The 14,417-nt window shown below is 63.5% G+C and carries 14 protein-coding genes; 9 read left to right on the top strand and 5 right to left on the bottom strand.

Going from position 1 to position 14,417, the window contains the following annotated elements:
* Positions 1–26: 26 nt before the first annotated feature.
* A complete protein-coding gene (locus ACZYTC_RS00080) occupies positions 27–902 on the bottom strand; it encodes a lysozyme inhibitor LprI family protein (protein WP_488988642.1) in 876 nt (291 codons plus the stop codon).
* A gap of 71 nt (positions 903–973) precedes the next feature.
* The gene (locus ACZYTC_RS00085) at positions 974–1,420 is read right to left on the bottom strand and encodes a hypothetical protein (protein ID WP_434958103.1); all 447 of its coding nucleotides are present in this window, start codon (positions 1,418–1,420) and stop codon (positions 974–976) included.
* 597 nt (positions 1,421–2,017) lie between these two features.
* Between ACZYTC_RS00085 and ACZYTC_RS00090 the strand changes: the two genes are divergently transcribed.
* The 9 genes from ACZYTC_RS00090 (at position 2,018) to ACZYTC_RS00130 (ending at position 12,078) form a co-directional block, all read left to right on the top strand.
* Positions 2,018–2,704, top strand: coding sequence for a response regulator transcription factor (locus ACZYTC_RS00090; protein WP_434958102.1), 687 nt, complete (start codon positions 2,018–2,020; stop codon positions 2,702–2,704).
* A gap of 295 nt (positions 2,705–2,999) precedes the next feature.
* The gene (locus ACZYTC_RS00095) at positions 3,000–3,473 is read left to right on the top strand and encodes a cyclic nucleotide-binding domain-containing protein (protein WP_488988643.1); all 474 of its coding nucleotides are present in this window, start codon (positions 3,000–3,002) and stop codon (positions 3,471–3,473) included.
* Positions 3,474–3,721: 248 nt separating this feature from the next.
* On the top strand, positions 3,722–4,069 hold the full coding sequence (locus ACZYTC_RS00100) for a hypothetical protein (protein ID WP_441770130.1): 348 nt from the start codon (positions 3,722–3,724) through the stop codon (positions 4,067–4,069).
* A gap of 809 nt (positions 4,070–4,878) precedes the next feature.
* Positions 4,879–8,373: a helicase-related protein gene (locus ACZYTC_RS00105; protein WP_488989964.1), complete on the top strand. Its 3,495-nt coding sequence runs from the start codon at positions 4,879–4,881 to the stop codon at positions 8,371–8,373.
* A gap of 45 nt (positions 8,374–8,418) precedes the next feature.
* Positions 8,419–8,736 (top strand): RNA-binding S4 domain-containing protein, encoded by a 318-nt coding sequence (locus ACZYTC_RS00110; protein ID WP_434958099.1) that lies wholly within the window; start codon positions 8,419–8,421, stop codon positions 8,734–8,736.
* A gap of 163 nt (positions 8,737–8,899) precedes the next feature.
* A complete protein-coding gene (locus ACZYTC_RS00115; RefSeq protein ID WP_434958098.1) occupies positions 8,900–9,346 on the top strand; it encodes an RrF2 family transcriptional regulator in 447 nt (148 codons plus the stop codon).
* Between the two features lie 82 nt (positions 9,347–9,428).
* Positions 9,429–10,379: an aldo/keto reductase gene (locus ACZYTC_RS00120; protein WP_434958097.1), complete on the top strand. Its 951-nt coding sequence runs from the start codon at positions 9,429–9,431 to the stop codon at positions 10,377–10,379.
* Positions 10,380–10,464: 85 nt separating this feature from the next.
* Positions 10,465–10,821 (top strand): YciI family protein, encoded by a 357-nt coding sequence (locus ACZYTC_RS00125; protein WP_434958096.1) that lies wholly within the window; start codon positions 10,465–10,467, stop codon positions 10,819–10,821.
* A gap of 18 nt (positions 10,822–10,839) precedes the next feature.
* Positions 10,840–12,078: an RNA polymerase sigma factor gene (locus ACZYTC_RS00130; protein WP_441770131.1), complete on the top strand. Its 1,239-nt coding sequence runs from the start codon at positions 10,840–10,842 to the stop codon at positions 12,076–12,078.
* Between the two features lie 18 nt (positions 12,079–12,096).
* Here the strand turns inward: ACZYTC_RS00130 and ACZYTC_RS00135 are convergent, their stop codons facing one another.
* The 3 genes from ACZYTC_RS00135 to phoU all read right to left on the bottom strand — a co-directional run bounded on the left by ACZYTC_RS00135 (position 12,097) and on the right by phoU (position 14,409).
* Positions 12,097–12,834, bottom strand: coding sequence for a hypothetical protein (locus ACZYTC_RS00135; protein ID WP_488988644.1), 738 nt, complete (start codon positions 12,832–12,834; stop codon positions 12,097–12,099).
* Between the two features lie 140 nt (positions 12,835–12,974).
* A complete protein-coding gene (phoB, locus tag ACZYTC_RS00140) occupies positions 12,975–13,676 on the bottom strand; it encodes a phosphate regulon transcriptional regulator PhoB (protein WP_149253701.1) in 702 nt (233 codons plus the stop codon).
* Between the two features lie 13 nt (positions 13,677–13,689).
* On the bottom strand, positions 13,690–14,409 hold the full coding sequence (phoU, locus tag ACZYTC_RS00145) for a phosphate signaling complex protein PhoU (protein WP_434958093.1): 720 nt from the start codon (positions 14,407–14,409) through the stop codon (positions 13,690–13,692).
* Positions 14,410–14,417: the final 8 nt, after the last annotated feature.

Here is a 14,417-nt window from a genome sequence, read left to right on the forward strand (position 1 = left end):
CTCTCGGCCGGCGGCGTGCGCGGGGGCTATTTCTTGCTGCCGTCGCTGGTGGGGTCGGCGAGGGGATAGCTCATGTCCGTGAGGCAGGCGCGCAGCCATGGGCTGTCTTCGTCCTCGCCGAGATCGGCGCTGATCTTGGGCAAGGGCGTGCTCGCGCCGCCGCCTGTATTGGCACTTGCAGCCGGTTGAGGGGTCCAATGCCGGTCGGAGGAAGGCTGGCTATCGGGGCAGGGGCTGTTGCCGTTCTCGTCGCCGCAGGTCGCGATCGTCTTGAGCTTTCCGTCAAAGACGTCGGCCACCGTCTGGGTGACATAGAGCGCGTTGGTGGCAAAGTCCGTCGTCACGGAGCAGACCCGGTCCTTGTTCTGATAGGAGCGGGTTCCCAGGCAGGTATAGATCTGCTCCCCGCTGCTGGGCAGAAAGTCACAATCCGCGCTGTAGCCCGCGAAGGGACCACCGGTGAACTGGGCGTTGAACTGGCGCTGCTTGTTGGCGATCTCGATGAGGCGCGGTAGCGTCGGATTGGTCTTGGAGTATTCGGCCAGATCCGCGGTTCGGGCCTCGATCGCCTTGAGCAGCACATTCGGCGCCTCCTCATCGGATGCTTCCTCGCCCTCTCTCCGGCCGTCGCCTTGGCTTTCGCCCTCGGTGTCCAGGCGAAGGTCCCGCCGCGCTAGCCAATGTTTCTGGCTTTTGATCAGCATGGCGCGGATCTGCGGATCCGGGCTGGCCTTGAGGATCTTGGCATAGGCCGCGCCCATCGCGGCATCGGCCCGCCGCAACGATTTGTCGGCGCAGATGCGGCGTTCGATCGAGGTCGAGGCCTTCTTGCAGTCGATGGCGTGGGCGGGCAGGGCATGGAATGCAGTCAGGGCGACTATGCTGAAAGCCAGGCGTTTCATTGCGAATATTCCAGGGGGATCGAAAGGGGCGGCAACGGGGTTGAAGGAAGGCAGGTCGTGAAGCGCCGGTATCAATGGCTCCTGCGCTTGTAGACGCCGTCTATCACGCTGCCCCCGCCACCGCAGATGGCTGCCGCATCGGCGCCGCGAATCGTGATCGCGCCGTTGTCGACGGAGAAGGCGAGGCCGAGGCCGGGCTTGGCCACATCGCCCTCCTCGTCGAGATCAGCCACGATGTTGACGCGGGTAACCTTGCCCTCGAAGGCCCGGCCGGTGATCGTGCCTTCGGCGATGAAGCCGCAGTCGGCAACCGTCGCCGCGCCGTTTGGAACGCCGCCGATGGCGGCGCTCACCCGCCAATGCTCGCTGGTTCGCTTGACCACGAGCGTGGCTTCGCCATTGTCCCGACGGACATAGGTGCCAGCTGCGACATCCTGAACGCTCATGGCCGCCGTCGCAGTGGCAAAAGCCGTCGCGGCAATCGCGAATCCGGCTGCGGCGAAAATGATCTTCCTCATCAATTCATCCTTGCTATGAAATATCTCGGGGCTTTTTCGCATGGCCGATGCCTCCCTCGTTCGGCCACCATCACGGCATAGCGCGACAGACGCGGCAGCGCCTTGCGGAACACGTCCGGTGGTACGGCGACGAAGCCGGCGGTCGGCGCGCCCAAAGATAGGCGACCCAACCTACCGTCAAACGTCCGCGGCCGCCTGAAAGCAGCGAGACCCGCGCGCGGATGAGGTCGATCCTGTGTTTCAAGGGCTGACTTTCAATAATTTCGGCACAAATGCCTGTCGAAAGTGCATTGCTGCGATTCACAAATCATGGCGCACACCGTCATAATGCGATAGAGCGCTAAAGCGTTTTACGATTTGTGGGAGTCACCAGGAATCGCAAAGACGCTCGAGCCAATCCATTGGATTGGCTCGGAAACTAGGGCAAAAGGGCGTTTTCGCTAAAACGCGCTTTGCTTTGGTATTCAAAGCGCGAAAGCATACCGGGTTTCCTGCCGCGCACGCCGAGCGCCTGAACAGATTCTTCCTGATCGAACCACAGGCTCGCTCAGGAGGAATCTGCGGGATTTCAAACGCTTCCGCCTTCTGGGGAATCTCATGTCCGGCAGTCGAAAAATTCTGATCGTCGACGATGATAACGAGCTGCGCCAGGCCCTGGCCGAGCAATTGGCGCTCTATGACGAGTTCGAGATCGAGCAGGCCGAATCCGCAAGCCGCGCGGTTCAGATCGCCAAGTCGGACCATCTCGATCTCGTGATCATGGATGTCGGTCTGCCGGATATGGACGGGCGCGAAGCCGTCAAGCTTCTGCGCAAGAACGGGTTCAAATCGCCGATCATCATGCTCACCGGCCATGATTCCGACGCCGACACCATTCTCGGCCTCGAGGCCGGGGCGAACGACTATGTGGTCAAGCCCTTCCGCTTCGCCGTGCTGCTCGCCCGCGTGCGCGCCCATCTGCGCCAGCATGAGACGAGCGAGGACGCCGTCTTCAACATCGGCCCCTTCACTTTCAAGCCAGCCTCCAAATTGCTTTTGACCGAGAAGGGCTCCAAGGTGCGGCTGACCGAGAAGGAAACCTCGATCCTGCGCTATCTCTATCGCTCCGGTCAGAAGGCGGTGCAGCGCGACGTGCTGCTGCAGGAGGTCTGGGGCTACAATTCGGGCGTGACCACCCATACGCTCGAAACCCACATCTACCGCCTGCGGCAGAAGATCGAGAAGGATCCGTCCAACGCGGCCCTGCTGGTCACCGAAGGCGGCGGCTACAAGCTGGTGCCCTAGAGGCTGTTATGGACCATGGATGGGGTTTTAACGTGAGCGATTTTGGTCGAGGAGAAGGAGTTCGAGGACGCAAACCTTGCAGTTTGCTACGAAGAAGGACGTACTCGTCGAGCAAAATCGCCACGCCCCTGCGGGGTGAGGTCAAGACTGGCCATCTGCAGCGTCGCTTCGCTTGCCAAGACGAAAGTCTTGGCAGCGCTCGCTCCTCCCATCTAGCCAGTCTTGACCTCACCAAAACCCCATCCATGGTCCATAACAGCCTCTAGGGCCTCTCTTCTCGAACCCAGGGCCGCAGATGGCGCTCGAAGACGATATGGTATTGCTGGAAAGAGTGGCGCTGTTCCGCGCCATGGACCGCGATGCCTTGCGCCTGCTCGCCTTCTCGTCCGAAACCAGGCGGCTGCGCGCCGGCGACACGCTGTTCCGCAAGGACGACATTTCCGAATATGGCTTCGTCGTCGTCTCGGGTGCGATCACCCTGATCGACGATGATGTCGCTAGCGCCATCGTCGGACCTGGTACCCTGATCGGCGAAATGGCCCTGCTGTCGGAAACGCGCCGCCCCACCACCGCGATCGCCCGCGAGGCCAGCGTGGTGCTGCGCGTGTCGCGTCAGATGTTCCGGCGTACGCTGGAGGAATATCCGGCTACGGCGGCCCGCATCGCCGACGAGCTTCGTCACCGCGTGCAGGAAATGTCGACCGAACTGGCCGGCGTGAAGGAACGCCTGCGCCGCATCGGCTCCGATCCGAACGACCACGAAGGCTGATTCGCTCGCCTTTCGTTCAGGCGCTGTTCGCTTTCTTAAGACGTTGTCTCTCATCGAGCCCAGTTGTTCCGCTTTGGAACAGAGGTCTGTGCCGTTCAGATACGGTTCAGCTCACCCTTGCTAATTTTCGTCATCACAAGTGTCTGAAGCAAAGCGTGTTTTGAAAAAACGCGTCTTTGCTTGAGCTTCCTTTGTCGATGCGTCTTTGTGGTTCTGCTGAAGCGCAAAACGTTCAAGGAGAGTGCGGGATGAGAACACCCATTGGGTTGATCTTCGCGGCTTGCTTTGCCGCGATCGGCTTCTTCGCTACGGTCCAGACTTCGTCAGCCATGCCTGTTGCGCCGGCCGGCCAGACCAACGCCGGCGGTCTGGCGCAGGATATTCGCTGGGGTTGCCCGCGGGGCTGGGCTCCCAATCGCTGGGGACGCTGCGTGCGTCATCGCCCCTATTGGCGACCCCGCCATTATTATCGCCCCTATTACCGTCCCTATTACAGGCGCCATTATTATCGGCCCCATTACCGCCACTACTATCGCCCCCGCTACTACCACCATCGCGGCTGGGGCGGGGGACATCGCCGCTGGCATCGCTGGTAGCAGCCACTTCGTCGCCCAGGGGTGACATGATTTGGGCGACATGATTTGCGGGCCGGTCCCAGGACCGGCCCGTTCTGCTGTCGAACCAAGTCGGTGATTCGGGCGCCCTTTGTTCCAGGCGCGTACCAAGCCTTAAGCCGCACCCTGAAAAGCCGGCCAGGGTGGTCCATTCCGGGAATTAACCCTTGCCTGCCGGGAGTAGGGGCCAGCAACACTTTCCTCATGGGCGAAGAGAGATGAACAGAGGGCCGGATCGCTCGATCGGCAGGATAGTCGGTGATTCGCTCTCGCTTCGTTCAGACGCCGTTCCAAGCGTTAATGGCCTGTCGGAAGGCCCCGAAAGCCCGTTCCAGAATGGGAAACGAGCCGGCGTGTCGCTGCTGTCGGGAGCGGATGCGGTGTTAACCCTGTTCAGGCAAGGGGCTCCCGTCGCGCCAACCTTCCTGACATCAGCCGAACAGAGCAGGAATTCAGCCGGGGCAGCGATTCGGGCGCTTTTCGTTCCAATCCCGTTCGGGGGGTTAAATTTCGGCCGCCCGCGCCCATATTTGCGTTTCATGGCGAGACAGAATGGCGTGTGTCTGGTACCAGAATGCAGGAAATGCCCGCAAAGGTCGTATTTCCTTGACGTCGCGGGGCAATGGGTGTCCGGCAAATCCTGAATCGGGGGCTTCGGCTTCCCCAAAAGCGATTTGACGAAATCGCGCCGAATCGCAAAGACGCATCGAAACAAGGAATTAGAGCCAGGAAGCGTTATCGCCAAAACGCGCTTTGCTCTGTGAAATGACACCCGAAAGACCGCCGACTTGATGCTGCCTCCCATCCTGCCCCCATCCGTGCGCGCACGCGGCGTTACAGCGGTGCTGGGGCCGACCAATACCGGCAAGACCTATCTGGCCATCGAGCGCCTGCTTGGCCATGGCGCTGGCATTATCGGCCTGCCGCTGCGCCTCTTGGCGCGCGAGGTCTACAACAAGCTGGTGGAGCGGGTCGGAGCCGAGTTCGTGGCGCTGGTCACCGGCGAGGAAAAGATCAAGCCCGACAAGGCCCGCTACTGGGTGGCGACGGCGGAAGCCATGCCGCGCGATCTGGAAGTGCCGTTCGTGGCGCTCGACGAGATCCAGATCGCCGCCGATCTCGAACGCGGGCATGTCTTCACCGACAGGCTGCTCAACCGCCGCGGCACGCATGAGACGCTGCTGCTCGGCTCGGCGACGATGAGGCCGATCATCGAGAGACTGATTCCGGGCGTCAACGTCGTCACTCGGCCGCGCCTGTCCCATCTCCTGTTCGCCGGTGACCGCAAGCTGACGCGTCTGCCACGGCGAACCGCCATTGTCGCCTTCTCGGCCGACGAGGTCTATGCCATCGCCGAACTGATCCGCCGCCAGCGCGGCGGCGCCGCCGTGGTGCTGGGAGCGCTGTCGCCGCGCACCCGCAATGCGCAGGTGGCGATGTATCAAAATGGCGATGTCGATTTCCTGGTGGCCACCGATGCCATCGGCATGGGGCTCAATCTCGATGTCGACCATGTCGCCTTTGCCGGTGACCGCAAATTCGACGGCTATCAGTTCCGCCGCCTGACGCCTGCCGAGTTCGGGCAGATCGCCGGCCGTGCCGGGCGCCATGTTCGCGACGGCACCTTCGGCTCGACCGGACGCTGCGATCCTTTCGAGCCCGAACTCGTGGAGGCCATCGAAGGCCACAGCTTCGACAGCGTGAAAGTGCTGCAGTGGCGCAATCCGGCCTTGAATTTCACCTCGGTGGAGGCGCTCCAGGCCTCGCTGTCGGCCACGCCGGAGGAGCAGGGCCTGACCCGGGCTCCCGACGCCGACGACATCCGGGCCCTCTCCATCCTCGCCCGCGATGAGGAGGTGAGGCGCCTCGCCAAGGGAGGGCAGGCCGTGGCGCGCCTGTGGGAAGTGGCCGGGCTGCCGGACTATCGCAAGATTTCCCCTCATTCTCACGCCGACATCATCACGAATCTCTATGGATTTTTGATGCGTGAGGGTAAGGTCCCCGACGACTGGTTCGCCCGTCAGGTCGCCATGTCGGATCGGACCGACGGCGATATCGATACGCTCTCAACGCGTATCGCCCATATCCGAACCTGGACTTTTGCGGCAAATCGGCTTGACTGGCTGAAAGACCCCGCTCATTGGCAAGGTGTCACACGCAGTGTGGAGGACAAGCTCTCCGACGCATTGCATGAACGGCTTGCCCAACGCTTTGTCGACCGTCGCACCAGCGTGCTGATGCGGCGCCTTAGAGAAAACGCTATGCTTGAGACTGAAATTACCAAGACCGGCGATGTGATTGTCGAAGGGCAGCATGTCGGAACGCTGCAGGGTTTCCAGTTTGCACCCGATCCGAGTGCCGGTGACGGTGAGAGCGGCCGTGCCTTGCGAGCCGCGGCAGCCAAGGCTCTGGCTGGCGAGATCGAGACGCGCAGCCAGAAATTCGCGCAGGCGCCCGATACCGAATTCGCCCTGGCGGCGGATGGCACCGTGCGCTGGATCGGCGAGCCCGTAGCCAAGCTCCTCGGTGGGGAAAGGCCGCTCGCCCCGCGCATCCGCCTGCTGGCGGACGAGCAATTGACGGGCCCCGCGCGCGATTCCGTGCAGACGCGGCTCGACATCTGGATCGGCAACCATATTACCCGCCTGCTCGGGCCGCTGCTGCTGCTGGACAAGGCCGAAGATCTGCAGGGCCTGGCCAAGGGAATCGCCTTCCAGCTCGTCGAGGCGCTGGGCGTGCTCGACCGCTCCAAAGTGGCCGAGGACCTCAAGCAGCTCGACCAGAACCAGCGTGCTTCGCTGCGCAAGCATGGCGTGCGCTTCGGCGCCTATCACATCTATCTGCCGATGCTGATGAAACCGGCGCCCCGCGCGCTCGCGGCGCAGCTCTGGGCTCTCACCCATGGTGGCCTCGACCAGAAGGGGCTCGACGAGATCCCGCATCTGGCGGCATCCGGCCGGACCTCGATGCCGGCCGACAAGAGCATCGACAAGGGACTTTATCGCCTTGTCGGCTATCGCGTCTGCGGTGAGCGGGCGGTGCGGGTCGACATTCTCGAACGCCTTGCCGATCTCATTCGCCCGGCGATTGCCTATCGTCCAGGCACCACGGTAGGCCAGCCGCCGGCCGGCGCTGCCGATGGCGACAGCTTCATTGCGACCGTGCAGATGACCTCGCTGGTCGGCTGCTCGGGCGAAGACTTCGCCTCGATCCTGCGGGGCCTGGGCTATCGCTCCGAAAAGCGCAAGGGGCCGGCGATCACCCACGAGATCAGGCTGCCTGCGCCGACCGAGCCTGCAGCCCCTGTCGAGGCTGCCGCCTCTGACGCGGCGAATGGGGCGGAGGCGGCCGAATCAAGCCAGGAGGCCACGCCGAGCCCGGCCGAGATCGATGCCATGGAGGCGATCGGCTCGCCGCAACATGAGCACAGCTTCGAGGAAGTCGCCGAGGCTGCCGGGGAGACGGCGAACGAAACGCCGGTCGAGGCGATGCCCGGCATCGAGGCGCCAGCGGAGGAAGCCCAGGGGGAGGACATTCAGGCTGAGGAGACTCAGGCCGAGGAAGTCCAAGTCGAAGAAGCTCAAGTCGAGGCAACTCAAGTCGACGAAGCGCCGGCAGACGAAGCTGTGGCTCCGGAGACGCCCGCGGAAGCGAGCGAAAGCGCCGAGATTGCCACCGGTGAAGCTGCAGCCACCGTCGAAGCCTCCTCCGAGGCACCTGCCTCCGAGACGCCTACCGTCGCGGCAGGCGTGGAGGAAGTGCCGGAGATCGAGGTCTGGCGTCCGGCGCGCTTCGAGCGTCATCAGCGCCCGCATCATCAAGGCCGCCCCCAGCACGGCAACCGCCAGCCGGGCGGGGAGCGCAAGCCGGAGGCCGGCGGCGGCTTCCGCCGCGGCCGCCCCGCGCCCGTGGACGGAGCGGCGCCGGCCGCGCCGGCTGAGGGGGCGGAGGCCCGGCAAGGCGAACGGCCAAATCGCTTCGAACGGCCGCGTCGCGATGATCGCGGCAATGGCCGGCCGCGCGAAGAAAACCGGCCCGGAGATCGCAAGCCGGCCGGAGAAGGAGGGCGCCGCCAGGGCGATGCCCGTCCCGATCGTGGCTCTCGTCCCGATCGCGGCCCGCGTCCCGATCGCCAGGATCGGGGTGGTGAGCGTCCGCGCAACTGGTCGAGCGACTCCAAGCCGCAGGGACGCGAGTCCAATCGCGCCCCGGATCCGAACTCGCCCTTCGCCAAGCTCCTTGCCTTGAAGGAGCAGATGCAGGGCGGCAAGTCGGACAAGAGCTGATCCCAAGAATCGGATTCAAGGAACCGGATTCGAGGAACCTGACCTATGGACCAGGCCGGCAGCCAGGATCGTCTTCGGATCGATAAATGGCTCTGGCATGCGCGTGTCGTGAAGACACGCTCTCTGGCAGCAAAATTGGTGGCGGACGGTCATGTCCGCCTCAACGGCACCCGAATTGATACGCCTGCCAAGGCGGTCAAGCCCGAGGATGTTCTGACCATCGCGCTGGAGCGTACCGTCAGGGTCTATCGCATTCTCGCGCTCGGTGAGCGCCGGGGGCCTGCCAGTGAGGCCCAGGGGCTATACGAGGATCTCTCTCCCGAACCGCCGGGCAGGCCCAAGACCTTGCCTGAGATGAGCTGAGATCCTTCTTTGCGATCACGGGCGTCCTCGCCTGCATCTTTCTTTCCACATGCGCCTTGGTTTCGAGCCCCTCCTTCGTTGGGGTAGACCTTCCGATTCGATCGATAATCCCTATATTCGTGATAGACAGGATAGACTTCTGTCACGCGGAGCAATCAGGGCGATGCTGACGAACAAGGGCAAATATGGTCTCAAGGCGCTGGCGCATCTGGCCGGCCTGCCGGCCGGCGAGACGGCGCAAAGCCAGGAAATCGCCGAGGCAAACCGCATTCCCAAGAAGTTTCTCGATGCGATCCTGGGTGAGTTGCGCGTGGCCGGCATCGTGCGCTCCAAGAAAGGCAAGGGCGGTGGCTATATGCTGGCCCGCGAGGCCAGCCAGATCAGCGTCGGCAATGCCATCCGGGTCCTCGACGGTCCGCTCGCGCCGATCGCCTGCGCCAGCCACACCGCTTATCAGCCTTGCCTCGACTGCCCGGATGTTCCAGGTTGCACCGTACGCCTTTTGATGCGGCGTGTGCGAGACCTTTCTTCCGACCTGCTCGACAACATGTCGGTGGAAGAGATGCGTCGGGCAGGTGGCGGGGAACAGGAACTGACCTATTCGATTTGAGTTCCCTGCGGCCCTGGAGGCCGAGCCGGCACGCTTTCGTGCCGGTCAGGTCCATATTTTGTCATGATCATGGAGAGCATTTATGGAAAAACGTGCGATTGGGCGGTCTGATCTTTCGGTTGCTCCGTTGGGCCTGGGCGGCAATGTCTTCGGCTGGAGCGCGGATGAGAAAGCCTCCTTCGCTGTCCTCGATGCTTTCGTTGGGGGCGGCTTCAACCTGATCGACACGGCGGATGTCTATTCGGCCTGGGTTCCCGGCAATCAGGGCGGTGAGTCTGAAGCCATCATCGGCAAATGGATGAAGGCCCGCGGCAATCGCGCCGACATCGTGCTCACCACCAAGGTCGGCTCGGAAATGGGGCCCGGCAAGAAGGGCCTGTCGCGCGACTATATCCTCAAGGCGGCCGAGGATTCCCTGCGGCGCCTGCAAACCGATTACATCGACCTCTACCTCTCCCATTGGGAGGATCCGGAGGTGGATCTGGAAGAAACGCTCTCCGCCTATGACGAGTTGATCAAGGCCGGCAAGGTGCGCGTGATCGGCAATTCCAATCATAGCGCCAACACCATGTTCAAGGCGCTGGCTATCAGCACCAAGGAGATGTGGCCGCGTTTCGAGAATCTGCAGACGCACTACAATCTCTATGACCGCGCCGGCTATGAGAACGAGCTCGAGGCGTTCTGTCTCAAGAACGAGATCGGCGTGACCAGCTATTTCTCGCTGGCGAGGGGGTTCCTCTCCGGCAAATATCGCAGTGAGGCCGATTTCGCCAAGAGCAACGCGCGTGGCGGCGAGATGGCCAATTATCTCAACGAGCGGGGCCTGCGCATCCTGGCCGCTCTCGATGCGGTAGCCGAGGCCAAGAGCGCCACACCGGCCCAGGTCGCCATTGCCTGGCTTATCGCAAGGCCCGGCATCGTCGCTCCGATCGCCAGCGCCACCAGCGTCGAGCAACTTGGGGACCTGATCAAGGCGACCGAACTCAATCTGGGTTCGGGCGAGATCGAGCAACTCACCAAGGCGAGCGCATAATTTTCGTCCTGCTGTCGAAAGTGAACGGGATGGCGCGTCATTGTCATGCCGGCGCATCATGCGCCGGCGGAGACAGGAGAGACCCATGCAGTTCGCGATTCTGATCTACAGCAACGAGGAAGCCATGCTGAAGGTGGACCCCGCCAATAAGCAGGCTGTGCTGGCCGCCTATCAGGCCTATACGGAGGCCCTCAGATCGGCCGGTGCTCTCGGCCCGTGGAGCCGTCTGCGCCCCACGTCTGCGGCGACGACCGTGCGCCTCGCCGACGGCAAGACCCAGGTGCTCAACGGCCCCTTCGCCGACACCAGGGAACAACTCGGCGGTTTCTACATCATCGATGTGCCGGACCTGGATGCCGCGATCGGCTGGGCTGCGCGTTGCCCGAGTGCAGCCATCGGTACCATCGAGGTCCGGCCGGTGTGGGACCCCAAGGATTATTGAACCAAGCGAGCCGATCCGGTGCCTTCCGCCCCCGCCGTCGAACTTGCCGAAATCGTCGCGCGACGCAGCTATGGCAGGCTCGTCGCCCTTCTCGCGGCACGTTCGGGCGACATTGCGGGGGCGGAGGACGCCCTGGCCGACGCCTTTGCGGCGGCTTTGGAACATTGGCCGGCGGGCAGTGTGCCCGCCAATCCCGAAGCCTGGCTCCTGACCGCGGCCCGGCGCCGGCAGATCGACGCGGCCCGCCGCGCCAAGCTGCGCGGCGAAAAGGCGGACGAGGTCATCCGCCATGTCGAGGCCCTCGCCTCCGAGCAGGCCGAACAGCCTGTCATTCCCGATGAGCGCCTGCGCCTGATGTTCGCTTGTGCTCATCCCTCGCTCGATGCCGCCGTGCGCGCGCCCTTGATCCTGCAGACGATATTGGGGTTCGACGCCGGCGCGATCGCCAGCGCCTTCCTGGTTTCACCTGCGGCGATGAGCCAGAGATTGGTGCGGGCCAAGCTCAAGATCAAGCAGGCCGCCATCCCCTTCCGGATCCCGGAACCCGACGAGTTGCCCGGTCGTCTCGAAGCGGTACTGGAGGCCGTCTATGCCGTCTATGCCGAGGGCTGGGCCGATCCCGAAGGGGCGCAGGCCCGCGAGCGCAATCTGTCGGTGGAAGGCATCTGGCTCGGCCGGTTGCTGGTCTCGCTCCTGCCCGGCGAGCCGGAAGTGCTCGGCCTGCTGGCCCTGATGCTGCATGCCGAGGCGAGGCGGGCTGCACGCCGTAGCCCGGTCGGCGACTATATCCCGTTGGAACAGCAGGATACCACGCTTTGGGATGCCGCCCTGATCGAGGAGGCTGAGGCTTTGCTCGCCAGGGCCGGGCAGGCGCGACAGATCGGTCGCTATCAGCTCGAAGCCGCGCTGCAATCGGCCCATGCCAATAGGCGCATCTGCGCGACGACGGACTGGGCCGCGATCGTCACGCTGTATGAGGCCTTGGTACTACTGACCGCGTCCCCCGTCGCTGCCATCAACAGAGCCGTGGCGCTCGCCCGTCTTGCGGGACCGCAAGCCGGATTGGCCGGGCTCGACGAGGTCGCCAGCGACAGGCGGATCGCCGATTACCAGCCTTATTGGGCTGCACGCGCGGACTTGCTGGCCCGCGCCGCAAGGCAGGAGGAGGCCCGCAACGCCTATTCGCGGGCGATCGGGCTGGAGAGTGATCCCGTCATCCGCCGTTATCTGCAAGGGCGCCTGGCGGCTCTGGGCTGATATCGGCGCCTGCAGAAGCTATTGGGGATAGCGGCCATTGAAGGGCGGGGCCTCGATCCACCATTGCGGTGTATAGGCGCGCTTGATCGGGCAACGGATCAATGTGTCTTCATCGAGCCACAGCTGCCGCTCGGGGGCGGGGGTCATCACGATGGTTTCCGCCGTGCCGGAGCGGCCGCTTCGCAGGGCCTGGTCCTGCGCCGGCGAGCTGCCGCATCGAAGCTGCAGCGTCGCCTGGAACTTGGCGCTGGAAGGCTCCTCGCCATCGGCCTCGATGACCGCGCAATATTTGCCGTAGAGCTGGATGGCAGGACCGGCTGCCCGTAGAAGCTGCACGGAAACCCGGTTGCCTGGCGTCGCCCCCTGCTTGTCGCAGCCATCGTCCTGCAAGGCATAGATGCCGTCGGCATAGTTGCCCGCCTTCTGGGCATAGGACGTGCGCGTGGCGGGCGCGCGTCCGGCCTGCCTGACGGACAAGACGGTCCTGATCTGCATGCTGCCATCGGGTGCGACCTCCACCATGGCCTCGACCTCGCATCGCGAGCCTTCCTTGCAGATACCGGCGACCTGCTCCTGCATGTCGCTGTCGGCTGCGATGAAGCAATCCTTGCCGATATAGGAGCCCGCCAAGCCGGAGCCGGTACCGAACTCGCCCGAACACAAGGTTTTCTTGAGCTTGGCCGCTGCGGCATCGCTGGGAAGCAGCGCCAACGAACTGGCAGTCAAAAGCGACGCGACGAGCAAGGAACGGATCATGGCAACCCCGGCATTTTCTTTGGCAAGTCGTCTTATCGCAAGCCTCTGAAATCGCCTAGATCGGGCGAGTACCGGGTACGTGATGCGACAAGGCCGGCGGTGAGCCGCCGGCCTTGGTGTCGGGCGATGAAATATCCGTCCTAGGCCTGCTTGGCGAAGGTCTCGTCGAAGGAATAGCCGGCGCCGCGAACCGTGCGGATAGGGTCGATCTCGCGCGTGCGGTTCATCGCCTTGCGCAGTCGCCCGACATGCACGTCGACCGTGCGCTCGTCGATGTAGACGTCGCGGCCCCAGACGCTGTCGAGCAATTGCTCGCGTGCGAACACGCGTCCCGGCGCCTGCATCAGGAATTCGAGCAGGCGGAATTCGGTCGGGCCGAGGCGGATCTCGCGATTGCCGCGATGAACGCGCTTGGTCTCGCGGTCGAGGGAAATGTCACCGGCCTTGAGCAGGGAGGCGACGTGATCGGGCTTGGCCCGACGCAGCAGAGCGCGGACGCGGGCCGAGAGTTCCGGCACGGAGAAGGGCTTGACGACATAATCGTCGGCGCCGGTGGCCAGACCCCGCACACGCTCGGTTTCCTCGCCACGCGCCGTGAGCATGATCACGGGCAGGCGCTCGGTTTCCGGCCGCATGCGGATGCGCCGGCACAATTCGATACCCGACAACCCCGGCAGCATCCAGTCCAGCAATACCAGATCCGGCACGCTTTCGCGCAGGCGGATCTCGGCATCGTCACCGCGCGCCACACTGTCGACCTCATAGCCTTCGGCTTCGAGATTGTAGCGCAGCAGCAGGGTCAATGCTTCTTCGTCCTCGACGATCAGAACCTTGGGAGGCATGGCCTATCCCTTGTTACTTAGCCGGCACAGGAAGGTCGACGAGATCGGTGCTGTTGTCCGCCTTGGGCCGCTCGCCGGCCGGCGATTCACCGGTCACCAGGTAATGCACCGTCTCGGCGATGTTGGTGGCATGGTCGCCGATGCGCTCGATGTTCTTGGCGCAGAACAGCAGATGGGTGCAGAAGCCGATATTGCGCGGATCTTCCATCATGTAGGTCAGCAATTCGCGGAACAGCGAGGTGTACATCGCATCGATCTCGCCGTCCGAACTCCAGACCGAGAGCGCTTCTTCAACATTGCGCTGGGCGAAGGCGTCGAGGACCTGCTTGAGCTGCTCGAGCACCAGGTCAGCCATATGGTCGAAACCGCCGAAGAGCTGGGCCGGCTGCGCATGGCTGTGGATGGCGACCACGCGCTTGGCGACGTTCTTGCCGAGGTCGCCGATGCGTTCGAGATCGTTGGCCACCCGCAGGGCCGAGACGATTTCGCGCAGGTCGAGTGCCAGTGGCTGGCGCTTGGCGATGACCAGGATAGCCCGGTCCTCGACCTGGCGCTGGAGCTTGTCGATCGCCAGATCGAGCTCGATCACGGCCTTGGCGCGCTGGGTGTCGCGCTTGAGCAGGGCTTCGACGCTGTCGGCTACGCTCTTCTCTGCATAGCCACCCATTTCGGCGATCATGTTGCGCAATTCGCGCAATTCCTGATCGAAGGATGTAACGATGTGGTCGGACATGCCGCCTC

It is taken from the genome of Labrys sp. F242 (genome assembly GCF_057813875.1).